Annotated in this window: 19 protein-coding genes; 16 read left to right on the plus strand and 3 right to left on the minus strand. The window is 71.9% G+C overall.

Going from position 1 to position 23,202, the window contains the following annotated elements:
- Positions 1-8: 8 nt before the first annotated feature.
- Entirely contained in the window at positions 9-311 is a 303-nt protein-coding gene (locus CLT75_RS12755; protein ID WP_135240972.1) for a helix-turn-helix domain-containing protein, read from the minus strand.
- 806 nt (positions 312-1,117) lie between these two features.
- Between CLT75_RS12755 and CLT75_RS12765 the strand changes: the two genes are divergently transcribed.
- Positions 1,118-1,792: an IS1096 element passenger TnpR family protein gene (locus CLT75_RS12765; RefSeq protein ID WP_486485158.1), complete on the plus strand. Its 675-nt coding sequence runs from the start codon at positions 1,118-1,120 to the stop codon at positions 1,790-1,792.
- 219 nt (positions 1,793-2,011) lie between these two features.
- Here the strand turns inward: CLT75_RS12765 and CLT75_RS12770 are convergent, their stop codons facing one another.
- Positions 2,012-3,013 carry a DNA methyltransferase gene (locus tag CLT75_RS12770; RefSeq protein ID WP_135240973.1) on the minus strand — a complete coding sequence of 334 codons (1,002 nt, stop codon included), beginning with the start codon at positions 3,011-3,013 and terminating at the stop codon, positions 2,012-2,014.
- On the minus strand, positions 2,997-3,917 hold the full coding sequence (locus CLT75_RS12775) for a hypothetical protein (RefSeq protein ID WP_135240974.1): 921 nt from the start codon (positions 3,915-3,917) through the stop codon (positions 2,997-2,999). The genes CLT75_RS12770 and CLT75_RS12775 overlap by 17 nt, the downstream gene beginning before the upstream one ends.
- An 836-nt stretch (positions 3,918-4,753) precedes the next feature.
- Here CLT75_RS12775 and CLT75_RS12780 point away from each other — a divergent pair.
- The 15 genes from CLT75_RS12780 (at position 4,754) to CLT75_RS12855 (ending at position 23,173) form a co-directional block, all read left to right on the plus strand.
- Positions 4,754-5,638 carry a hypothetical protein gene (locus CLT75_RS12780; RefSeq protein WP_135240975.1) on the plus strand — a complete coding sequence of 295 codons (885 nt, stop codon included), beginning with the start codon at positions 4,754-4,756 and terminating at the stop codon, positions 5,636-5,638.
- 642 nt (positions 5,639-6,280) lie between these two features.
- On the plus strand, positions 6,281-6,673 hold the full coding sequence (locus CLT75_RS12790) for a pilin (RefSeq protein WP_135240976.1): 393 nt from the start codon (positions 6,281-6,283) through the stop codon (positions 6,671-6,673).
- A gap of 2 nt (positions 6,674-6,675) precedes the next feature.
- The gene (locus CLT75_RS12795) at positions 6,676-7,590 is read left to right on the plus strand and encodes a TrbL/VirB6 family protein (RefSeq protein ID WP_135240977.1); all 915 of its coding nucleotides are present in this window, start codon (positions 6,676-6,678) and stop codon (positions 7,588-7,590) included.
- A complete protein-coding gene (locus tag CLT75_RS12800) occupies positions 7,587-8,549 on the plus strand; it encodes a PrgI family protein (protein ID WP_135240978.1) in 963 nt (320 codons plus the stop codon). Before CLT75_RS12795 ends, CLT75_RS12800 begins: the two co-directional genes overlap by 4 nt.
- Positions 8,546-10,381, plus strand: a complete 1,836-nt coding sequence (locus CLT75_RS12805) for a TraG/VirB4 family ATPase (RefSeq protein WP_135240979.1) — start codon at positions 8,546-8,548, stop codon at positions 10,379-10,381. The genes CLT75_RS12800 and CLT75_RS12805 overlap by 4 nt, the downstream gene beginning before the upstream one ends.
- Complete coding sequence (locus CLT75_RS12810) at positions 10,378-12,894, plus strand: helicase HerA domain-containing protein (RefSeq protein ID WP_135240980.1); 2,517 nt, start codon at positions 10,378-10,380, stop codon at positions 12,892-12,894. The genes CLT75_RS12805 and CLT75_RS12810 overlap by 4 nt, the downstream gene beginning before the upstream one ends.
- A 295-nt stretch (positions 12,895-13,189) precedes the next feature.
- The gene (locus tag CLT75_RS12815) at positions 13,190-14,062 is read left to right on the plus strand and encodes a replication-relaxation family protein (RefSeq protein WP_135240981.1); all 873 of its coding nucleotides are present in this window, start codon (positions 13,190-13,192) and stop codon (positions 14,060-14,062) included.
- A gap of 217 nt (positions 14,063-14,279) precedes the next feature.
- A complete protein-coding gene (locus tag CLT75_RS12820) occupies positions 14,280-16,745 on the plus strand; it encodes a right-handed parallel beta-helix repeat-containing protein (RefSeq protein WP_167796917.1) in 2,466 nt (821 codons plus the stop codon).
- Positions 16,746-17,226: 481 nt separating this feature from the next.
- Entirely contained in the window at positions 17,227-18,039 is an 813-nt protein-coding gene (locus CLT75_RS12825; RefSeq protein ID WP_209310323.1) for a hypothetical protein, read from the plus strand.
- 275 nt (positions 18,040-18,314) lie between these two features.
- On the plus strand, positions 18,315-19,160 hold the full coding sequence (locus CLT75_RS12830; RefSeq protein WP_135240983.1) for a hypothetical protein: 846 nt from the start codon (positions 18,315-18,317) through the stop codon (positions 19,158-19,160).
- The gene (locus CLT75_RS12835) at positions 19,157-19,474 is read left to right on the plus strand and encodes a hypothetical protein (RefSeq protein ID WP_135240984.1); all 318 of its coding nucleotides are present in this window, start codon (positions 19,157-19,159) and stop codon (positions 19,472-19,474) included. The genes CLT75_RS12830 and CLT75_RS12835 overlap by 4 nt, the downstream gene beginning before the upstream one ends.
- A gap of 257 nt (positions 19,475-19,731) precedes the next feature.
- Positions 19,732-20,886, plus strand: coding sequence for an FAD-dependent monooxygenase (locus tag CLT75_RS12840; protein WP_135240985.1), 1,155 nt, complete (start codon positions 19,732-19,734; stop codon positions 20,884-20,886).
- 29 nt (positions 20,887-20,915) lie between these two features.
- Entirely contained in the window at positions 20,916-21,266 is a 351-nt protein-coding gene (locus CLT75_RS12845; RefSeq protein WP_135240986.1) for a histone-like nucleoid-structuring protein Lsr2, read from the plus strand.
- Positions 21,267-21,443: 177 nt separating this feature from the next.
- The gene (locus CLT75_RS12850; protein WP_135240987.1) at positions 21,444-22,430 is read left to right on the plus strand and encodes a MarR family transcriptional regulator; all 987 of its coding nucleotides are present in this window, start codon (positions 21,444-21,446) and stop codon (positions 22,428-22,430) included.
- 95 nt (positions 22,431-22,525) lie between these two features.
- Positions 22,526-23,173 carry a GGDEF domain-containing protein gene (locus CLT75_RS12855; protein ID WP_135240988.1) on the plus strand — a complete coding sequence of 216 codons (648 nt, stop codon included), beginning with the start codon at positions 22,526-22,528 and terminating at the stop codon, positions 23,171-23,173.
- The last annotated feature ends 29 nt before the right edge of the window (positions 23,174-23,202 follow it).

Raw genomic sequence — 23,202 nt, forward strand, 5'->3', positions numbered from 1 at the left:
GGGTTGGGTCAAGTCGGTGCTGGCGGGTGGCGGCGTCGGTGGGTGCGGCGGCCGGTGGCCGGTTCTGCGGAGGTGGCGATGAGGGCGGCGAGGTCGGCGGCGGAGAAGCGCAGGTGTTTGCCGAGGAAGGTGCAGGGGATCTGGCGGCGCCCGGCGCGGCGGCGTAGCCAGGATTCCGGGATGCGCAGCAGCGCTGCGGCTTCGGCTGGTGTGTAGAGGCGCGGTTCCTGCTCGTCGTGGTGTCCCGTCGCGCGGGCGGGTGTGGGTGGCGGCGGTGGGCGTCGTCGGGGGCGGGGCGGGTTGTCGCGCACGGTGAGCTCCTCGCAGGCGCGGGTGGGGCGGGCTCTTCGCGGGCGGATGTCTGGTCGGCCCGCGAAGAGCCCGCGGGTGGTCAGTGGTGACGGCACAGCAGGAGGGCGGAGGGCGGCGGCTGCTTGGGCGGGGACGACAACGTTGCTGAGAACCCGTAGCGCGACGGTGCGAGGTAGGGCGAGTGCCGGGGGTGGGCGACCCAGTGGTTGGGCAGTCCCATGAGCCATGCCACGAACGGTGTGGCGAGGACGGGTTGGCCGCCTTGTCCGGGTTGGGTGGGTGCGGGGTGCGCCGAGCGTGGTGGTGGGGTGAGCGACGGTGGTGCGCAGGTCAGATCTGCCGGTGCGGTGGTGGCCGGTGCCTCTGGCATCAGGAGGCGTGGGGTGTAGGCAGCAGGACCTGGGAAAGGGTGGGGCGGAGGTCGGGGCCGACTCGGTGGCCGTTGGTTCTGCTGTCGCTGGGGAGTCGGGTTGGTGGGAGGTGGCGGGTGCAGTGGGGGTTCGGTGATGTCGAGCAGCCGTGGTGGTGCTCGGATTCTTTACCTTCGCGGGCGCAGCGGGTGGGCAGCGCGAGTAGCTGCTCCCCGCCGCCGGTGGCGAGCAGGATCAACTGGTCCGGTCGGTGCGGGGCGTCGGATGCACAGGCATAGCCGCCTCGTTTCGTACCCGAGCGTGGCCAGGTCAGCGTGAACGACGTCGAGTCCGCGTGCGCGGAGGCGGCGACGTTTTCCACGAACACGAGGGGCGGTCGAAGATCGCGAACAGCGTGGGTGGCGCTTGTCCACAGATTGCTATGGACACCGCTGATGGCGGCGCGTCTGCCGGCCTTGGAAATGTCTTGTCACTGCAATGTCAAGCTTGGGCTTCTGGCCCCGGCGGTCTCCGAGGGAGGTGCTGCCGGTAGCGTTCTTTGCGCAGCTGGTGACGGAGGCGGCGCGGTGGCGCGGACGTGGATGTCGATCCGGGTTGAGTTAGTGTCCGGCCGTGGCGAGGACTTCTGGCCCCGCCCAGGGCGGATCTTCGCGGCGGCGCGGACGCATACGTTTGAGCAGTTCGGCGCGGCGATCGATGACGCTTTCGGCCGATGGGATCTGGCACACCTGCGCCTGTTCACCCTTGCCGACGAGACACCGGTCTGCTCGTTCCAGGTTTGGCAAGAGGCCACGGACGGTGCTGTCGACAGCGACAAGACCAAGCTGAGCCGGCTCACCCCAGGTGAACAGCTCGCTTACGTCTTCGACATGGGTGACGACTGGACGCACCTGTGCACGGTCGATGAACAGCGGATCGATCCGCTGGAACAGCTCGGCTTCGTCCCGACGGAGCCGACGCCGTACTGGGGCTGGGGGAACCTGCCCGATCAGTACGGTCGACGGTGGGACGGCGACGATGACGAATCGCCGATGCCCAAGCCTCCCAAGAACCCGCTGCGTGATCTTCCTCCGATCCTGCCCTGGTGGGGACCGCGGCGCCGCGGCTAAACCCGGCGAACGTGCCTCAATCGGGGGATAGGGACCAAGCTTCAACCACGTCACGCCGGCAGGTCGACACGGCGGCGGACGACATGACAAGACCTCGTCAGCCCTCAGGGCGACAGCACGGAACCGAGTCAGCCCACCCACCGTGACGTCTCTACCACGGGCGGCGGACCGACCCGCCCAGCGCCGCACGGGGCGGCAGCACGGGAATGAGGCAGCCCGCTACCGCGCCTTGGGTTCCCCGTGAGAACACTTGGGTTCGCGGGAACTTCCGGAACTCTGGCTCTTGATGAACACGAGAACGTCCTCGTGCGCGATCAGGTGCATGGGGGTGCCGGCGGCCCGGGCCTTACGGACGGCCTGGAGTTGAAAGAACGACGGCCGGGCGACGAGCCCGCCGTCGCGGACGGCGGCGAGCAGCGCCACGCATCGGTCGACGGGGGTGAGGCCCGCCCGGATGCCGGCGCCGATGACGGCCGACGGAAGGTCAACCAGTGCGCCGTGCTTGCGCCACGGTCGAGCGGTCACGACGACGACCCCACCGGGGCGTAGGAGGGTGTGGCAGCCGGCGAGGATCTGCGCGAACCCGTCGGCGAGTCCGGTGAGGTCGCGGTAGGCGAGGTTCCCGCGGTCCGTGCCGTCGTTGTAGGCGTTGTCGAACTTCGCCACGCCGTCGGCGCCGGGCCGCACCAGGCCGTGCACGGTCGGCCCATACGGCGGCGAGGTCACCACGAGGGCGACCTGCCCGGTCAGGGCCCCGGGTACGAGCGAGAGGATGCTGGTGGCGTCGCCGCGGATGACGCCGGCCCGTCCGGTCGCGCCCTGAGTGTGGGCGTGTTTGATGTTGGCGTCGGCGATGTCGGACCAGCGGGACTCGTACTCCACGCCGATCGCGTCGCGGCCGGCGTGGATCGCCTCGACCAGGGTGGTGCCGATCCCGCACATCGGGTCGAGCACCAGGTCCCCCGGCTGGGTGTAGGCGGTGACGGCGTGCGCGGCGATCGCGGGGAGCATCCGTGCCGGGTGTTGCACGGACTCGCGGACGTACCGGCCTCGGCGCTGGACCGGGCCGGTGGCCTGAGCGGTCGCCCACACCGACAGGCCCTCCGGGCCGGCAGCAGCCTGATGACCTCCGATCGGGTCGATGGTGAAGGAGGCAGTCGGTGTGCTCTGCTCGTCGGGGTCGCCGACGGCTTCTGCGCGGTGCTTAGCCACGGCGACCACCGCCCTCGCGCCCGCCCCGTCGACGCGGGGCGCGGCTCTGGGCCTGGCTGAAGACCATCAGGTCCGCGTGGACTCGCAGGTGCGCCATCTGCCACCGCTGGTCGGTGGTGGTGAGGGTGAGCAGTTCCTCGTCGGTGACGTGGTAGACGAAGGCGTCGCCGTCGGTGTCGGCGGTGACGGCGACGAGGTGCTGCAGGTAGCCCAGTCCGACGCCGGCGGCGGCCTGGACCACGCCGGAGAAGTCTTCCGGGCTGGCGGTGGTGCCGGCCGGGACGGTGACGAGGAGGATCAGGCAGCCGCCCGGTTGCAGCAGCGCGGCGCAGGCGGTCAGCAGCCACGCCAGCCGGACCCGGTTGGCGGCGGCGTGCTCGTGCAGGGGCCAGCAGGCGACCACGAGACTGGTCGCCTGCTGCAGGGAGTTGTCGGGTGGCGGGACGGCCGCCGTGTCGGTCGGTGGGTGCAGTTGCGGGTCGGTGAGATCGTCACCGAACCAGGCGCCCATCTCGGGCACGTCGTCCTCCTCCCCCGGTTCCGTACCGACGGTGGCGCCGGCAGGCGGGGCCGCGGCGCCCGGGCCGATGATCAGGCTGGACGTGTCGGTGAACCACGCGGGGTGGTGACGGCGCGCTCCGGCCGCGCAGGCCTGGGTGAGGGCGTGGTCGGTGGTGAGGTCGACGACCGCTTCGCCGGGGCGGCTGTAGGCGGCGATGAGGCGGCCGGCCAGTCGGGTGCCGATGCTGCGTCCGGCGTCTCCCGGGGTGCGGGCGGTGCGCCAGACGGTGAGCGGTACCGGCGGATCGCCGGCAACCAGGTCGGTCGGTGTCGGGTCGACCTCAGCGTCAGGGCCGGTGTCGACGGTGGAATCGGGATGCGGGGTGTGGTGCTGCGGCGTGTGCTCGCTCATGTGGTGTCGGCTCCGCGCCGCGCCGTGGTGCGCTGACACCCTCAAACCGGTGTTTGTCAGCTGTGGCGAACACCTGCCCCTCTCACGGTGATCTCACGAATCTTTGACAGCCGGTTCCCGTCCGCTTAGCTGTCCTGGGGCTCCGGGATGTTCACGCGGGCGCCGACTCCATGGGTCGGATCAATATCGGGAGGCTGCCAGAGCCGTCGATCGTTCCAGTTTTGTCCGCCGCCCAGTGTCACGGCCACCTCGGCCACACCAGCGGCGTACGCCAATGACACGGGGCGCTGGCCGGCATTGTCAGACCGCTGTCCGACTTCGCCGGACAGCAGCGGCGCCACCGAGGGTACCGGCTCCGGAGCTGTCATTCGGACGGCGGCTCGTCAGACCGTCACGGCCCGGCGGACGGACGCTGTCAGCCTGGCATGCCGGCGCACCCCACGCCCCGTGGCCGCCGACAGGCGGGGCGTCCAGCCGATCGCGGTCTGTCACTGTTCGCTGTCAGGCACTGTGAGACGGGCTGGGAGGCATCGTCGGACCCGCGGCGCGGGTGGCGCCTCCTCTCCCCCGGCCGCCGCCGCGGAGCGTGTCCGTCCGTCTCTGGTCGTGTCAGCGCGCAGGTCAGCGTGGCGTATCAGAACGTGCACGTCGACGTCGATCGTCAGTGAGCGGTGGTGTCGCGAGAGGCACCTGATGGCGTCGACCCGGTGTCCATGTCGGCCAGCCTGCGTTGTCAGGGGTCCGTGAGGCCGGGGTGGCGCAATGGCGGTCCGGCGTGCCGACTGCGCGGCTTCGGCCCGTCCCCGACATTCGTCTCTGACATGGGAGTTCCTGACATGACCTCCTCCGCCACCGGCTGGCCCGACTCGCCTCTGGACGCCGTGGACACCGCGTTCGCCGACCTGACCTGCGACCCCAACCCGTTGTCCCTGGACCTCGATTCGCTTGTCGGGCAGCTCGCTGATGACACCGGTCTGCCCGGCGGTGTCATCGCGCTGCCGGCGTTGCGGCAGTGGCTGCTGGAGCATCCCCGCGCCTACACGGTTCGGGACGTGGTGTGGCGGGAGCTGATCCGCCGCGCCCGCCTCGACGGGCCAGCCTGGGTCATCGCCGCGGTCGCCCTGGCGATGCCGGCACTGCGCCGCTACGCCGGCCGGCTGCATACCGGCTGGGCCGGCGACGCCCACGACCTGGACGCCGAGATCCTCACCGGTTTCCTGACCGCGCTGCGCGACCGGGTTGACCTGGCCCGACCGGCGCCGTACGCGGCGTTGTGCATGGCCGCGTGGCGGGCCGGCCATGAACTGCGGCAGCGTGCTGGCGCCGAGGCCGTGCCGGTGGACGACCTCGAGCACGTCACCGGCCCGCGTACTCCGAAGCGGCCCTACGGGCATCCGGACCTACTCGTACGCCGCGCCGTCGAGTTGGGCATCGTCGATGAGTGCGATGAGCAGCCCTACATCGACCTGCGGCTGGGCCGGCGGGCCATCGAACCCATCGCCGCCCGGCTCGGCGTGGAGGTCGACACGCTGCGGCGGCGCGTCGAACGCATCGACGTGCGCATCGCCGAAGCGCTCGCCGCCGGGTTCCTTACCGAGGTGCTCTCATCGCGGGTGCAGGAGGACCTCGCCGCGGCGGCCGAGCGACGACAACACATTCGGGCCGCCCGCGGTGCTGGTCCGCGACCGGCCGCGGCGCGGGTGACGCTGGCAGCCGCCTGAGGTGCCATCCCCCGTAGAGCGCCCCCACGCGGGCCCGACCATCTGGTCGGGCCCGCGACCGTGTGCGGCGAGCCTGCCGTGCCGCATCGGCGACCGGCTCCCACCCCCGGGTACGGCGGCGAACCGCCGTAACCCGCTGCGGAGCCGGGCTGTCGGGACTCTCACACCCCCGCCCAGGAAGGTCGAGGAGGCTGCTGTGCGGTCCCGGCACCGACACCGACAGGCGGTTCCGTCACCGGCGGCATGCTCGTCCGGAAAGGCGTGCCGGCCAGGGTCGCTAGAGGTTTGTGAGGTCGTGTCGGAGCGCTGTGGGACAGGCAGGTGTTCGCCGGGGCTCACAAACGCCGGTTTGAGGGTGCGGAACTCCTCCGGCGTCACCACGGCGTCATGCGGAGGTTTGGTTTCGCCCGCCGTCGGGCCGGGACACAGGGCTGACACGGGACCGGGTGCCTCGGGTGCCGCGCCACGTTGATGCGCTGACACCTCATCGATCGCCGCTGACCCGAACGGGAGGACGAGCTCCTCCCGAGGTTCACCGCGCTCCCCTGTCCGGCATGTGTCTCCCGCGCCCGGCGGCGGCTCCCCGACCGCCGTTTCGACGATCGCGCCGGCCCTGAGCCGGTGCGGGAGGTGCAGCGATCCATGTTCCCCACGTCGTGGGCACGTTCTCGTGCTCTGACCATCGCGCTGTCCACGCTTCGCCGCGTCGCCCGGGTCGCCGCGCCCGCCGCGGCTGCCCTCGGGATGCTGGCCGTGCCCGCCGCTGGCTACGGCGACGCCGGTGAGCCGGTCATCCTGGCCGTCAACGACCTGCCCACCGTCATCGCCAACCTGCAGGCCTGGGTGATGGGCATCCTGGCCGCCGTCGCCACCCTGTTCCTGGTCCTGGCCGGGGTGTACTGGGCCACCGCCGGCGGCGACCCCGTCCAGGTCGACAAGGCCAAGGGCGCGTTAAAGAACGCTCTGATCGGCTACGGCCTGGCCGTGCTCGCGCCCGTCCTGCTGAGGGTCGTTCAGGGAATCGTCGGAGGCTGACGATGGCCTGGGCGCTCAACCAGATCCTCGACTGGTTCGCCGGTCTGCTGCTGGACTGCCTGAACGGGCTCATCACCGCGATCACCCGCGCGCTGCTGATCACCCCGGACGTCACCAGCCTGCCGCAGGTGCAGGCCCTCACCGGACGGTCGGTCTGGGTCGTCGACACCGTCTTCGTCCTGGCGTTCGTCACCGCTGGCGTTCTCACCATGGTCGCCGGCGGTGACGAACGCGCCCGCTACACCGCGAAGGATCTCCTGCCGCGGTGCGTCGTCGGGTTCGTCACCGCCCACTTCTCGCAGCTGATCGCCGGCACGCTGATCGAGGTCGCGAACGCGTTCACCACCGCCCTGACCGCGCAAGACTTCAACGGTGACGGGGCCCTCGACGCCGTCAAGACCCACCTGATGGCCGCGCGGGACCAGAGCGCCGGGCTGCTGTTCGTCGTCTGCCTGGCGATCATCGTTGTCCTGCTCGCCGCCACCGCTTGCAGTGTGATCGTCCGCTTCGCGCTCGCGCTGGTGCTCACCGCGGTCGCGCCGATCGCCCTGGCCTGCCACGCCCTGCCCCAAACAGAGGGTGTGGCCCGCCTGTGGTGGCGGTCGTACGTCGCCATGCTGGCGATCCCGGTGGTGCAGGCGTTCGTGCTGTTCGCCGGCCAGTGGATGCTGCTGGACACCAGCGCCATGCTGCCGCTGCTGGGCCTGCCGGCCGAACCGGGCGGAGTGCTCAACCTGTTCGTCGTGATGGTCCTGCTGTGGACCACAGTCAAGGTGCCGGGGTTGATGCGCCGCTACGCCACCAGCGGCGCAGGCGGGCACGGCGGCAACCCGGTCGGCGCGGTCATGCGGGTCGTCGTGGTCCAGCAACTCACCCGCGGGCTGCGCATCCCCGGCGTCGGGGCGGTGCGCCGATGAACCGCGACCACCGCGACGAACAGGCCGCCACCGCCCGCATGCCCGCCGACGTGGACGCGCCGGACAAGGTGCTCTACGGGCTGACATTCCGGCAACTCGCGATCCTCGCCGTCGCCGCCGTCATCTTTTACGGCGCCTGGCGCGCCCTCCACGCGATCGTGCCCGCACCGGTGCTACTCGGCGCCGCGGTCGTCCTCGGCGGCCTGGTGTTCGGCCTCGCTGTCGGCCGCCGCGACGGACTGCCCATGGACATGTGGCTGGCCTCCGCGGTACGCCACTCCCGGGCACCACGCGCTCTGTCCACCACCGACACCACCGCGAAAACACCCGACTGGGTGCAGGCCCCGGCGTCGAAGGTGATGCTGCCGGCCCCGCTGAACCTGCCCGCCGACGCCATCGACGACCACGGGGAGATCAGCCTCGGCGCGGTGAAGGCGGCGATGGTCGCGGCGACCAGCGTCAACCTCGCTTTGCGTACCGCCGACGAGCAGGCCGCCCTGGTCAGCACCTTCGGCCGCTGGTTGAACTCGCTGTCGACGCCGACGCAGATCGTGGTGTCGGCGCAGCCGGTCGACCTGCACTCCGCCGCCCGCATCCTCGCCCAGGCGGCGGACGCCATGCCGCACCCGGCTCTCGCGGACGCGGCGGCCGACCACGCCCGATTCCTCGACGACCTCGCCGAACGGCGGGACCCACTGCGCCGGCAGATCCTCATCGTCACCCGCACCACCAGCGGCGAGCGCAGCGAGCACGCCGCTCGGCGCCGCGCCGACCAGACGGTCCGGTCGCTGTCCGGGCTGGGCGTCACCACCCGCGCCCTCGACGGCCACGCGACGACCGCCGCCCTGGCCGCCGCCGCCGACCCGTACCGGCCGCCCCGCCCCGGCGGACTCGCCGCCCCCCACACCACCATCACCGGACCTCCGGTCAGGAGGCCACGCACCAGGAGGACATCGTGATCTTCGTCAGGCGCCGACGCGCCCCGAACGACGACAACCCCAGCGCCAGCCCGCCGTCCGCAGGACTGGCGGCGACGGTGGCACCGGCTTCGGTGGAGGTCACGCCCCGGTTCCTGCGAGTCGGGGACGGCTACGCCGCCACGCTGGTGGTGACCGGGTATCCGGCCGAGGTCGGGCCGGCGTGGCTGGAGCCGCTGCTGTCCTGGCCGGGCCGCCTCGACCTCGCGTTGCACATCGACCCGATCCCCGCCCCGGTGGCGGCGTCCCGGCTGCGCAACCAGCGAGCCCGGTTCGAGTCGTCCCGGCGGGCCGATGCCGAGAAAGGGAAGTTGCCCGACCCGTACGTGGAGGCCGCCGCCGACGACGCCGCCGACCTCGCCGAACGCCTCGCCCGCGGGGCGGCGAAGCTGTTCCGCGTCGGCCTGTACCTGACCGTGCACGCCCGCACCGAAGCCGAACTCCTCGACGCGTGCGCGCAGGTGAAGGCCGCCGCCGCGTCCACCCTGATCGAGGTGCAGCCCGCGACGTGGCGGCACCTTCCCGGCTGGACCACCACCCTGCCGCTTGCCACCGACAGCCTGCAGATGCGCCGCACCATGGACACCCAAGCCCTGGCGGCCGCGTTCCCGCTCGCGTCGGCGGACCTGCCCGCGCCGCTGCCCGGCGACCCGGCCACCACCGGCGGGGTGCTGTACGGGGTCAACCCGGACTCCCAGGGCATCGTCTGGTGGGACCGGTGGGCGCAGGAGAACCACAACAGCGTGATCCTGGCCCGCTCCGGCGCCGGCAAGTCCTACTTCGTCAAACTCGACATCCTCCGCCAGCTCTACCAGGGGGTGCAGGTCGCCGTCGTCGACCCCGAGGACGAATACCTGCGCCTCGCCGACGCGGTCGGCGGCACCATCGTGCGGCTCGGCGCACCCGGCGTGAAGATCAACCCCCTGGATCTGCCGGCCGGAGACGGCCGCCCGGACGTGCTCACCCGCCGCGGCCTGTTCCTCCACACCCTCATCGCGGTGCTGGTGGGGCAGGTGCCGCCGCCTGCCGAGCGCGCCGCCCTGGACCGGGCGATCCTGCAGGTGTACCGGCAGGCGGGCATCACCGCCGACCCGGCCACCCACCACCGGCCCGCACCCCTGCTGAAGGATCTGGCCGCGACACTGCGGGACGACGACAACCCGGCCGCCCACGAGTTGGCCGCCCGGCTCGCGCCGTGGGTGGCCGGCTCGTTCTCCGACCTGTTCGACTCACCGACCACGACCCGCCCGGACGGGCACCTCGTGGTCTGGAGCCTGCGGCACCTGCCGGACGAACTGCGCACCGTCGGCACCCTGCTCGCGCTGGACGAGATCTGGCGCCAGGTCGACCTCCCACCCCAATATCGGCGGCGGTCCCCCGAAGGATCCCGCCCGGAGGGCCGGCGGCTGGTCGTGGTGGACGAGGCGTGGCTGCTGATGCGCGACGGGGAAGGCGCCCGGTTCCTGTTCAAGATGAGCAAGGCCGGCCGCAAGCGCAACGCCGGCCTGTCGGTCATCACCCAAGACGTCGCCGACGTGCTCGGCACCGACCTCGGCCACGCCGTCATCTCGAACGCGGCCACGCAAGTGCTGCTCAAGCAGGCCCCGCAGGCCATCGACCAGGTCGCCGACGCCTTCGGCCTGACCGCCGGAGAACGACGGATGCTGCTGTCGGCCCGGGTCGGGCACGGCCTGCTGATCTCCGGCACAAACCGGACCGCGTTCGAGTCGATCTCCTCGCAAGCCGAACATCTTCTCGCAACCACCACACCGTCCGACCTCGCCGACCTCGACGACGGGGAGGAGGACCTGTGACACCGCCCCTTGTCGCATCGCCGCCGCCGGCACCCAGTCCTTCCGGGCCGGACGCCGGTGTCATCCTCCCGCCGAACGCGCCCGCGCGCTGGGTTCTGCACACCGCCGAATGGGTGGTAGACCGGCCGTGGCTCCTGGCAGTCGCCGCCGCCCTGCTGGTCGCGTCCGTCGCCGGGCGCCACCTGCTCGACGGGTGGCGGCATCGTCGCCACGCTGACCGGGCCCGCCTGGTCACGGTCGCTCCACCACCGGAGGTCGACCCGCACAGCGCCGCCGCGCTGTGGGCGAACCTGCACGGCACGCTCACCCCGTCGCGCCCGCGCCGGCTGCTGTACGGCAGCCCGCACGTGGTGTGGCAGTACACCTGGACCGGCCGGCAGCTCCTCATCAGCATCTGGGTGCCCGGCAGCGTGCCGGCCGGAGCGGTCGAGGCCGCCGTGCGGGCCGCCTGGCCCGGCACCGCCTGCACCACCGACGACCAGGCGTCACCGCCGATCCCACTGGACGTACCGGCCGCCGTCGGCGGGCAGCTGCTGCCGGCGGCCGCCGAGTGGCTGCCGTTGCGCATTGATCACGACAACGACCCGCTGCGGGCGCTGATGTCCGCGGGGTCGCAGCTCAAGCCGGACGAGTACGCCTGCGTACAGGTCCTCGCCCGCCCCGCCACCCTGCGGCGGGGTGCGCGGGCCCGCCGCGCGGCGGGCCGGCTGCGTGACGGCAAGACCGCCGTGCCGGTCGGGAATCCCGCCGGGCCGCTGCTGTGGCTCATCGAGGTCTTCCAGGCGGGATCCTCCGCACGAAGTCGGGCCGGGTCGGCGGGTGCGGCGCCCCGGAGAGATCCCGGGGTGGAGCGGGACGTGCGGGCGATCCTCGACAAGACCAATCACCCGCTGTGGACGATCGGCGTCCGCTACGCCGTCGCGAAGAACAACCGCCGCGGCGGCTCCCGGCCCCGGGCCAGGTTGCAGGGCATCGCGGACGCGGTGGCCTCGTCGTTCGCCGTGTACGCCGGCCGCAACCGGCTCACGCGGCGGGCGCGCATGGGGCGACCGGTAGCCGTGCTGGCCGCACGGCGGCTTGGAGCAGGGTTCCTGGCCTGCACCCCCGAGCTGGCCGTGCTGGCCGCCCTGCCGCGGGATCTGGCCGTGCCGGGGCTGGATCGGGCACGGGCGAAGTCCATGCCCGCCCCCGTGGCGGTACCGACCGGCGGCCGAGGCACGAAGGTCCTCGGCGACGCCGAAGTCGGTGGCCACTCGGTGGCCCTGCCCGTCGCCGATGCGAGGTATCACCTGCATGTGGTCGGATCGACGGGCTCCGGGAAGACCACCCTGCTGGTCAACATGGCCGTCGACGACATCACCGCCGGGCGGGGCACCGTGGTCATCGACCCGCACGGCGACATGGTCCTCGACATCCTCGACCGGCTCCCCGCGAGCGTCGCCGGGCGGGTGGTGCTGTTCGACCCCGACCAGCCCAACCCGCCCACCCTCAACCCGCTGTCCGGCACCGACCCGGACCTGGTCGTGGACAACCTCGTGTCGATCTTCGGGACCATCTTCGCCAAGGCGTGGGGGCCGCGGATGGACGACGTCATGCGGGTGGCCTGCCTGACCCTGCTGCGGCACGCCAACGTCACCCTCCAGCACATCCCGCCCCTGCTCAACTCGGCGCAGTTCCGGTCGGCGATGACCGTCGGCCTGGACGACCCGGCCGGCCTGTCCGGGTTCTGGCAGTGGTACGACCAGCTCAATCCGGCCCTGCGCTCCCAGGTCATCGGGCCCGTCCTCGCGCGGTTGCGGGCGTTTCTGCTGCGGGACTTCGTCAAGCGCACGATGCGCTACCCCCGCTCCAGCTTCGACATGGGCGAGGTCCTCGACGGTGGGGCTCTGCTGGTGCGCATCCCGAAGGGCCAGCTGGGTGAGGACACCAGCAAGCTGCTCGGCTCTCTCGTGCTGGCGCAGGTGTGGCAGGCCGCGACCGCCCGCGCCGCCGTGCCCGCGGACAAGCGCCGCGACGCCACCCTGATCATCGACGAGTGTCAGAACTACCTGACCCTCGCCAACAGTCTCGACTCGATGCTGGCCGAGGCGCGCAAGTACCGGCTGTCGATGGTCCTCGCGCACCAGGACCTGGCCCAGTTCCCGAAGGACCTCCTCGCGGCGGCGTCGGCCAACGCCCGCAACAAGCTGTACTTCTCCGTCGCCCCGGAGGACGCCCGCGTCCTGGCGAGGCACACACTGCCCGAGCTCGACGAGCACGACCTGACCCACCTGGACGCCTACACCGCCGTCGGCCGCCTGATCGTCGGCGGGCGGCAGACGCCGGCGTTCACCCTCAAGACCCGGCCGCCGAAGCCGGTCGTGGGCGAGGCGACAGCAATCCGGCAGGCCGCCGCCGAGGCGGTGCCGGCGCAGGACACCAGCGCGATCGACCAGCTCGTCGACCGATTCTCGGCCCGACCCGACGACACCCGCCGGTCCCGGAGCAAGGCCGGCCCGGCGGCCGACGCGTGAACCGCGGCCCGGGGTGAGATCGACAGATCGGTCGACGTCGGTCGCCGAGCCAGGTCAGCCCTTTCCGCGAGGGCTTCAGCAGCCCTTCACCACCGATCACTACGCGGCGCTGACGGATCGGGCCGTGCCCGTCTGTCAGTGCCGCTCGTCGGCGGTCACCCGCTGCGGTGAGCGTCCCGCCGAACTCCGACACCCTCCCTCGGAGGGACTCCCTCTTCCGCTTGGAGCGTCCACCGTGCCTGCCAACACCTCCGGTTCCCGTTCGTCGTCGGCCTCATCGTCGCCTGCCCGCGCGTTGTCTCGCCGGGCTCGTCTCGACCGGCTGCGTCGCCTCACCGCCCGTGACCATCACCTGCTGCGCTGGCTCGCCGAGCACTATGTGCTGTCCACCGACCAGATCGCAGCGGCCCTGTTCCCCTCCCGTCGCTCCGCCCGGCTTCGCCTGGCCCGGCTGCATCAGATGGAGGCGGTCAGCCGGTTCGTCGACGTCACCACTGGCAGCGGCCAGTACCTCTACACCCTCGGCCCGCTCGGCGTCGTGGTCTATCCGAGCGCGTTCAACGACCCCAACCGGGCCGACGTTCGCGCCCCCCGCTCCAGCGTCGAGCGCACCGAACGCATCATCGGCAGCCGTAAGCTGCGCCACCTTCTAGGCACCAACCAGCTGTTCATCGACCTGGCCGCCTACTCCCGCGGCGACGACAACGCGACGTTGGCCCGCTGGTGGTCCGAACAGCACGCCACCGCAGTGTTCGCCCGCTCCGGTATCCAGCCCGACGGGCACGGCGTGTGGGCGGCCGGCGGCCGGGAGGTCGGGTTCTTCCTCGAACACGACAACGGCACCGAACCCCTCGCCACGGTGCTGCGCAAGCTGCGCGGCTACGAGCAGCTCGCCGGCTACGGGCCGCGATATCCGGTGCTTCTCCGCGTTCCCGGCCGTCGCCGCGAGCAGCACCTCCTCGATGCCCTCGCCGGGGTGCCGACCGCCATGCCGGTCGCCACCGGGATCCACAGCGAACACCCCGCCGGACCCGCCTGGACTCTCACCACCAGCCCCGGCCTGCGCCGCTGGCTGCACGAGCTGCCGTCCGACCATGGCCCGGACAACCCGGCCACCAACCCGCACCGCTTCCCCGACACCGCGGATGACTTCAGCGGCCTCCACTGATTCATAGGTGGCTTCTGAACGAGGTCAGGGGTCTGGGGGTAGGCCCCTCGCCAAGCCGACCGTCACGTGTCCGCCCGGGTCTCTACCGGCTGCGGGGCCTTGGCCAGAGAACAGGACGTCGCCCAGCGAGGCTCGGCCGGTGTCATGAGAGATCTATGCTTCCGGCGTGTCTACCGCCCTACATGGCGGTGGCTTGACGCGGGGGAAGGCGATGGTGATGGGGGTACCGACGCTTGTCGTGTCGCTGACCCGGCCGAACGCGTACCGCGAGATCGGGCCAGCGGTAGCGGCTGCCCCCCACGGCGCGCTGATCATCGTGGAGCCGGGCCGCTACGACGGGCAGGTCGACGTGCGCGCGAAAGCCGTCACTATCCGTGCAGCCGCACCAGCCTGGGTGACTGTGGAGAACCGCGACGCCGCACCTGTGGTCTCCTGTGAGAGTGGGGTAGTCACGCTCCAGGGTCTGGTGTTGCGGACGTGGAATTCCGGCGCGCCAGCGACCGTCTCGGCAGTCGGTGCAACTCTGACCTTGGATTCGTGCACCGTCACCGGGCAGGCGGCCAACGCTGTGCTCAGCGAGCGGGGTGCGGCCCACCTGCGCAACTGCCATCTCGATGGGATGCGCCGCGGCGTGGCCTTCATCGACTCGAACGGCGTCGTCGAACACTGCCGGTTGTCAGACTTCGACGAATACGCGGTGTTGTCTAAGCGGGATAGCCAGCCGATCGTGCGCCACTGCCACGTCCAGAATGTCGGCCAGGGTTTTGAGGCGTTCGAGGGCGGACGTGGCACAGTAGAAGACAGCCACTTCATCGGCGTACGGCAAACAGCCGTGGTGGCGAGTGGCCGTTCCCGCCCGACGGTACGCCGGTGCCGGATCTCCGGCGGCCGGGGCAGCGGGCTGCAGTTCAGCGGATCGGCCGGTGGAGTGGTCGAGGACTGCGAGCTGACGGACCTGGAAGGTTGCGGCGTCGAGGTCTCCGGCGGCGCCGAGCCAGACGTCCGCCGTTGTCGCATTGAACGGGTTGACCGCAATGGGATCTACGTCAACGGCGCGCAGGGCACGTTCTCCGATTGCAGCGTCACCGCCAGCCGACTACCCGCTGTCGCCGCGGTCAACGGAGCAACACCAGAGATCAACGGTGCGGTGCTGCGGGATGCACGGGACGACGCACTGCTGATCCAGGCCGCGGCCGGCCGATACACAAACGTCCAGATCGAGAACCCGGCCCGGTACGGCGTACGGGTGCAGGGCGTTGGCCCGACCTTCACCGACCTGACGGTCAGCGGCGGTGAGGGTGGGATCGTGCTCGATGGCGCCGTTGATGCGGACGTCCGCATCGAGAGCGCCACTGTTCGGGGTGCGTCACAAAGCGGGATAGCCGCTGGGGGCTCCGGCCGGCTCACCGGGACGACGGTGCGGGTAGAGGATGCGCCAGCGGGCGTGGTCGGGGCCGAGAAGATCTCGATCAGCCTCACTGACGCGACGGTTTCCGGCGGCGTTGTCGGTGTGGTCGGGGCCGGTCAGGCCAGCGTACGCCTCGACCGCTGCACCGTCACCGGCACGACTGGGTCAGCATTGGTGCTGCGGGATCAGTCCCGGCTGGACATGCGGGCAGGAGTGGTGCGCGACTGCGGCGGGGACGGCGTCCAGGTGGATTCCGACGCTCCGGTGCTGGTCGACGGGTGCGAGTTCGTCAGCATCGCCGGCGAACCGGTGCGGGGGGCTGACCGGCCGCTCGTGTCGGTACGCGCTTTCCATCCGCCTGAGAACTCGCATGAGCCGCCTGATTCGGCCGGCGGCATCGACCGTGACGACGATCCGGATCACGCCGACGGCGGTCGCTCGGCCGATGCTGACGTCGCTACCAGTGTCAATGCGGCGCTGGCGGAACTGGACGCCATGATCGGACTGGCCGCGGTCAAGCGGGAGGTACGAACGCTGGTCAACCTGATCCGGGTCAATGAGCAGCGGCGGCGTGCCAACCTGCCGGTACCGCCACTCAGTCGGCATCTCGTCTTCGCCGGCCCGCCGGGGACCGGGAAGACGACCGTCGCGCGCATCTACGGGCGGCTGCTCGCCCAGCTCGGCATATTGTCGAAAGGGCAGGTCGTCGAGGTGGCCCGGGTCGACCTGGTGGGTGAATACCTGGGCAGCACCGCCCTGAAAACCTCCGCGGTGTTCGAGCGGGCGCTTGGCGGCGTGCTCTTCGTAGACGAGGCCTACACGCTCGCCCGCCAGTTCGGCACCAGCTCAGACCTCGGCTTGGAGGCAATCGACACTCTGGTCAAACTGATCGAGGACTACCGGGACCAGGTCGTGGTGATCGTCGCCGGGTACGCCGCCGAGATGGAAGGGTCCCTGGCCACCAACCCCGGCCTTGCTTCACGATTCACCAAGACCATCGAGTTCGTCGACTACACCCCCGACGAACTGCTCGCCATCGTCTGCGGGCTGGCCGGCCAGCACGGGTACGACCTGACGAAGGCGACCAGCGCAGCCCTGCTGGAGCGGCTCACCGAGGCCGTCCACGAACCGGACTTCGGCAATGGGCGAGGCGCACGGAAGCTGTTCGGCGCCATGATCGAACGGCAAGCTGAGCGGCTCGCCGACATACCGGCACCGACATCCGAGCAACTCCGGCTGCTGTTGCCAGGAGACATCCCGCCTGCGGGCAGCTGAGAGCTCCGCACCCGACGAGAGTCGTGAAGCGTGCAGCTTCGGCTGACCACACATGCACAGCGGTGGTAAGGCGGGCGAAGTCTCACAAGCGCGCCGCCAACCAGTCGCAGAATCAGGCAAGCGTCTGACGGCCCAGGTCAACCGCACTGCTGACGATCCGGCGGTGGCCAGCGCTGACAGACTCGGCCGCTACCGTCATCGACACCACCTTCACCCACATAACGCTCCACCCGGCCCGGTCCCACCTCGGGAACCACCGTCGCACCCACGGTGCGCTCCGCCCACCCGCCTTCACGGCCGGTCGGCGCCCGCGCCACGCGGCGACCCCGAGGCCGCACCGCGCCACCCGCACCACCCGCGCCACCAGCAGCCACTCCGCTGCACCCATCCCCTGTTCGTCCCGTGAGCCGACCCATGTACCCGGTGGGCCGGCCGCTTCCGCGTGCCCAACAGCCCGCCCCAACCGGAGGAGGAACCCCGAATGACCACAACCAACGGTGCCGCGACTCCGCTGAGCCGCTACGGCACCCGCGTGCCGACGGTGACGCCCCGCCCGGGCCGCAAGCCGGCCCCTGCGGCCACCACCGCCAGCACCACGGCGCCCACCAGCCCGGTGGTCACGCCGACCCCGACGATCCACACCATGATCGTCTGCCTGCCCGACGGCCTGCCGTCACAGGCCCTGACCGCCACCCAGCTCGACCGGCACTTCGGCGTGTCCGGCACCCTGCAGCCCCGCTTCTGGGCCATCCCGAACATGTGGCTGTGGCAGCGGCGCGACCTGGTCGCACCGCGGAAGGGACGTCCGGTGTACTGCGCCGGAGGGCCGGTCAAGCTGCTCGACCTCGCCGCCATGCGTCACGCCGCCGGCGTCGGCGCCGGCATCCGCCACGAGGTGTGGCAGCGGGTCGTGCACGGCACCCGGCCCGCCACCCCGTGGCCGACCCTGCTGGCCCGCCACCTGGCGGATCCCGCCCGTTACCCGCGCGAGCGGGCCGAGGCGGACTTCCACCACCAGGCCCGCGTCAACGCGATGCGGATGCACAACGCGGCCAGCTACGGCGCCGCCCACCTCGCCCTGGGGGAGCTGGAGATGTTCCAGGCAGGCCCAATGGCCTACCAGCACTACAGCGCCACCACCGCCGTGTGCGGCGACGCCCTGCTCACGGCGGACGGGCACAAGCTCGCACCCGCGAGCGATGCCCTCACCCACCGGGTGACCTACCTCGAGCAGGCGATGCGGTACCTCGACACCGTCGAGTCCGACCAGCGGCTGCTCGCCGTCGCCCTGTAGCACCACCGCACCGGAACCGGTCGGGCACCACGACCCATCCCCTGCGGTCGGCGCCAGCCCTGACCGGCTCCACCCCCGTTGCACCCGCGCCGAGGGCCGGCGCTCTGCAGCACACGCACGCTCTGCAGCCGCCTCTCTCAGCTGCCCGGCCAGAGCAGGCGGATCCGGTGCCGGCCCCGTGCGCACCGCCTGGCGCCCCGGGCCGGGGCGACCCGCAAGCCGGCCAGCGAAGCGGCCAGCCCTTCCCTCTTCCACTGTCAGGAGGTTTCCTCGCCATGTCCGAGCGACTGTGGTTCCGCGTCGACGACGTCCTGCCGCTCGCCGCACACGCCGCCGCCACCGGCACGCACCGCAGGATCCGGCAGCAGTACCGGGCCGGCGTCCGGGACCAGGCCTCGCTCATCTGGTCGCACGACGCCGACGGTGACTGGTTGTCCTCCAACGGCATCCCCCGCTGGTACGACGCCGACGGCGCCGACCACCGCGTCCGCGCCGAAACCTGGACCCACACCGCCACCGGCGCCACCGGCAACCCGGTCCCCGCCGACGACGGGCACGGATTCCTGCCCCTGCAAACCGAACATTGCGATGGCCGGCGGGATCTGCTCGACCTGCTCCGCTACGCCCGCCACCACCGGATGCACTGGTTCGGGCTGCACCCGGACCCGGCGAGCGAGACCACAGGCGACCGCTACCGCGTCTCCCGCAGCCGCGGCGACCTCAGCCCACCGCTTGCCACCTGGACCCCGGCGCCCGTGACATGCGACGTGGTCGGCGGCGGCGCCTACCGCGCCATGGTCGCCACCGGCTACACCACCCTCACCCGCACGGGGCTGCTGTGCCGCTTCCCTCGGTTCGCGGTGCAGCGCATGGCCGCCCACCTCAACGCCCTCTACCCCGGTGACATGCCCGGCGAGCATCCCCGGCTGCGGTTCGACGGCGACGAGGTCGCCGTCGAGTGGGAGGTCGACGACGGCCTGGACAGCCGCTGGGTCGAGCACGACCGGGTCGTCCCGGATGCCAACCGCTGCTACGCCATCGGCGCCTACCAGTGGCCCTGGAACCGTGTCGCGTCCGAGGCGACGACCCGCGCCACCGACCCGGAGGGCCGGTCGCGGTGATCGTTGACGAGGTGTTCCACCAGGGCGGCCACGGCACCTACGAGCTGACCCGGGTGCACCACTGCGACGGGTACGTCCTGCGGGTGCGGGTCTGCCGCGACAGCTACGCCACGCAGAGCACGGCGGTCGCCGAGGTCCTCACCCCGCTGTTCACCTGGACGATCATCGCGAGCAGCCCCGGTAGTAGCTGGCACCGGACTACGCCGGCCACGCCCCCGGACGCGACACCGCTGATCCCGGTCGCCGACGAGGTGCTGCAGCGGGCCCGGCGGATCCTTCCCGTGCCGCCTCCGTTCACCACGCCCGGCCGGTAACCGGGCAAGGCCACACCTTCCCGGCGCTGCCCGCCCGGTCGCACCTCGCGCACCAGCGGACGCAGCCCGGCGCCGCGCCTTCCGAGCCTCCATCCGCCCGCCGCGTCAAGGCAGCTGGCCTGTGTGTCCGCGGTCCACCGCCGCTGACCCGCCTTCTCACTGGCACCACCTGGCCGATGCCCGGCCACCCCGCGCACTCGCGCGCACCCGGGCACGGCCGTGCCCGGGTTTCCGCACCCCAGAAGGGAAGCCCGCTCATGACATCCGCCACCAGGCCGTCCTCCGGCCGGCAGCCCACCATCGCCGTCATCGGCGGCAGTATCACCGGCCCGGTCACCGCGCTGCTGTTGCTGCACGCCGGATTCGACGACGTCACCGTCTTCGAGGCCGCGCCGGCGTCCGCGCCTCTGGGCGGCGGCCTCATCGGCCTGGAACACCCCGCCCTCGACGTGCTCGACCGCCTCGGCATCGGCCAGCACGAGTTCGTCGCCCACGACTCCGAGGCCATCGTCCAGATGACCGTCCGCGACCGCCGGCCGGCCGAGACGATCCGGCGCACCTACCCGGGGCGGAACACCACCTGGACGCTGCTGCACCAGGCGCTGACCCGCCGCCTACCCGCCGGTGTCCTGCACACCGGCATGACGGTCACCGCCCTGGCCGAGCAGACCGGTCGGCCGGTGCTGCGGTTCCGCGATGGCCACACCGCCGCCGCCGACCTGGTCGTGTTCGCCGACGGCCGGTCCTCCACCGGCCGCCGGCTGCTGGATCCCGACCGGGCCCTGCGCTACGCCGGCTACGTCGCCCACCGCGGCATCGCCGGCATCACCCCGCAGCCCGGGCTGCGGGACTTCCTGCGATTGCAGCCCTGCCCGGGCGTGCAGTTCAACCTCGCCCCGGTACCCGGCGGCTGCGACTGGACCTTCTACCTCGACTGCACCCGCGCCGAGTACGCCCAGCGGTTCGGCGCCGACCCCACCCGCCGGGTCTTCGCCCTGCCCCGGCACGTCAGCCCCGCCGCCCGTGCCCACGTCGACACCCGCGCGGGCCTGCTCCTCCCGGCCGGCCACGCTGCCGTCGTGCACGCCACCACCACCCGGATGGCGGTACCGGTCCTCGACATCACCCCACCAAAGCGGATGGTGTGGCCGGTCGGCGCCGGTCATGCCGTCCTGCTCGGTGACGCCCTCGCCCCCGTGCGCCCGCACACCGCGCGCGGCGCCAACAACGGCATCGAGCAGGCTGCCGGGCTCGCCGCCGCCCTCGCCCAGCACCGCAAGTACGGCGCTGACCTCGCCGCCGCCCTGCACGGCTGGCAACGCCGACACCTGCCCGCCGCCGTCGCCGCCGTGCGTCGCGGGCCCGTCATCGGCCGGCAGCTCGGCCTCGGCAGTCACCGACCCGTCCGGTAACCCACCTGAGAGGAAAGGAGGTGGCCCCGATGGCCACCAAGATCACCGCGATTCTCGTCGACGACCTTGACGGCTCCACCGACGACGTCGCCACCCACCAGTTCGCCTTCAACGGCATCACCTACGAGATCGACCTGTCCGCCGGCAACTTCGACCGGATGGCCGCGGCGTTCGGCCCTTTCCTCATGGCCGGGCGGCGCCTGCCGAAACAGCCCCGGGCAGCGCGGCGCCAGCGCGGCACCGCGACCGGCCGCGTCCAGAGCCAGGAGATCCGCACCTGGTGGTGGACGGTCAACTGGCAGGAACTGAACCTGCCCCGGCCACGAACCGGGGGCGTCATCCCCGCCGCGGTGCGCGACGCCTACCACGCCGCCCACTGACCCCGGTCGCCGTGCCGCCTGGCGTGCGATCCCCGGGCGGCGCCCCTGTGCGCCGCCCGGCGGAGTCCCACATCTCGGGCAGACGACTTGATCCATACCCGATCCGGAGCGTGCATCAGTGCGCGCGCCTCACTCACCGACCCCTGCCGGCGGCAGGAGAAAGGGGGCCATGCGCCCATGACCAGCACCCCTACGAGTACGACCACCGATACGCCCGTGCCAGCGCCACTGGCGCCCAGCGTCGTGCAGGTCCTCGCCGCGCTGCACCGGCTCGGCGAAGCGGCCGCCGCTGCCATCGCCACCGAGGCCGGCCTCGGCTACTCCACCACCACCCCGAAACTGCGCACCCTAGAGAGCGCGGGACTGGCTGAGCCCACGCGAAGCGACACCGGACCCACCCTGTGGCGGCTGACCGACGCCGGCCGCGCGCATACCGAACAGGGCGACCACGGTCAGCCCGCAGCGGAGCCCGCTACCCGCGGCACCTACACACCCGGTGCCTCCGTCGATCACGCGCCAAGCGGCGACGACAGGCAGGGCACTGGGGAGGCTGACGACAAAGACGGCGACGATCGGCCAGCCGTTGAGGTTGCCGCCGACGGGCAGCCGGACGCCCCCCAGGAGTCGGCATCGCCGGCTCCTGGTGATGCCGAGGCGGCAGCTGAGGCCGAGGGCACCGACACCGAGCACGGCGACGACAACGCCCGCTCGACTGCCGAGCTCGAGGTGCCAATCGCGGCCGACAGCATCGGCCAGGCCACCGGAGCGACGTCCGCAGCGAACGATGCGGACACCGAACCGGCCTTACCAGACGGTCTGCCTGCCGGCACGGCCACTGACAGCAACACGGGTGAACCCTTCACGGAAGCACCGGCCGCGCCGCCGACCACGCAGGCGACGGGCGAGGCGGCGCAAGCCCTTACCCGGCGGGCATCGGGCACCCTGCGCGCCGCGATCCTCGACGTCCTCGAGGCCAACCCCGGCCGGCAGTACAAGGTCAGCGAGCTGTGCAAGCTGGTCGACCGGGCCAACGAGGGAACCGGCGCGAAGAAGGCCAGCGCGGGCGCCGTTCACAACGCCGCCGTGAAGCTCGTCGCAACCGGGCGGGTAGTCCTGGTCGCCGAGAAACCCGCCACGTTCGCCCTCGCCGACCCCAGCGCCTGAACGACCCCGCCCTGCCGGTAGCCCGGAGGCGGGCGTCGAACTTCCCGGAACCACGCCCGCCCCCGGTGCTCCTTACTCCAGAAGGAGCGTCCGAAGTGTCTCCCATCCTGACCTCGATCGTCACCGCCGCCGGTGGAGTCCTCGCCGGTCTCGCCCTCGCCGCAGCGCTGCTGTGGCGCCAACATCAGGCGCTGACCCGCGCCCGCTACGCCGCCGACCACGACGACACCACCGGCCTACCGAATCGGCGGGCCCTGCTCGCCGCCCTCACCCGCGCCACACGCGCCGATGCCCCGTTCGGGCTCGTCCTGCTCGACCTCGACGGCTTCAAAGCCGTCAACGACACCTTCGGCCACGAGGCCGGCAACGACGTCCTCACCCAGGTCGGCCGGCGGCTGACCGCCCTGCGAGGACCGGTGCGCCTCGCCGCGCGCCTGTCCGGCGACGAGTTCGCCCTGCTGGTCGACGGCGGCCCCGACGACGTCGCCGCCGCCGCCCGCGCCGCCTGGCGGGCAGTCGGCCGCCACCCCGTCGACCTCGGCGACCATGCGCTGGCCGTGCGTGCCAGCGTCGGATACGCCACCGCCGCCCTCGGCGTCGGCCCGCGCACCCTGCTGCACCAGGCCGACACCGCCATGTACCAGGCCAAACGGAACGGAGCCAGCGTCTACGGTGCCACCGCCGGCACCGGCTACACCGGACCGCCGCCAGGTACCCGCCTGCGGGACCTACGCCGCCGCTGACCGCGTACCGCAGCCGGGACCCTAAGCCG

It is taken from the genome of Micromonospora sp. CNZ285 (genome assembly GCF_004637285.1).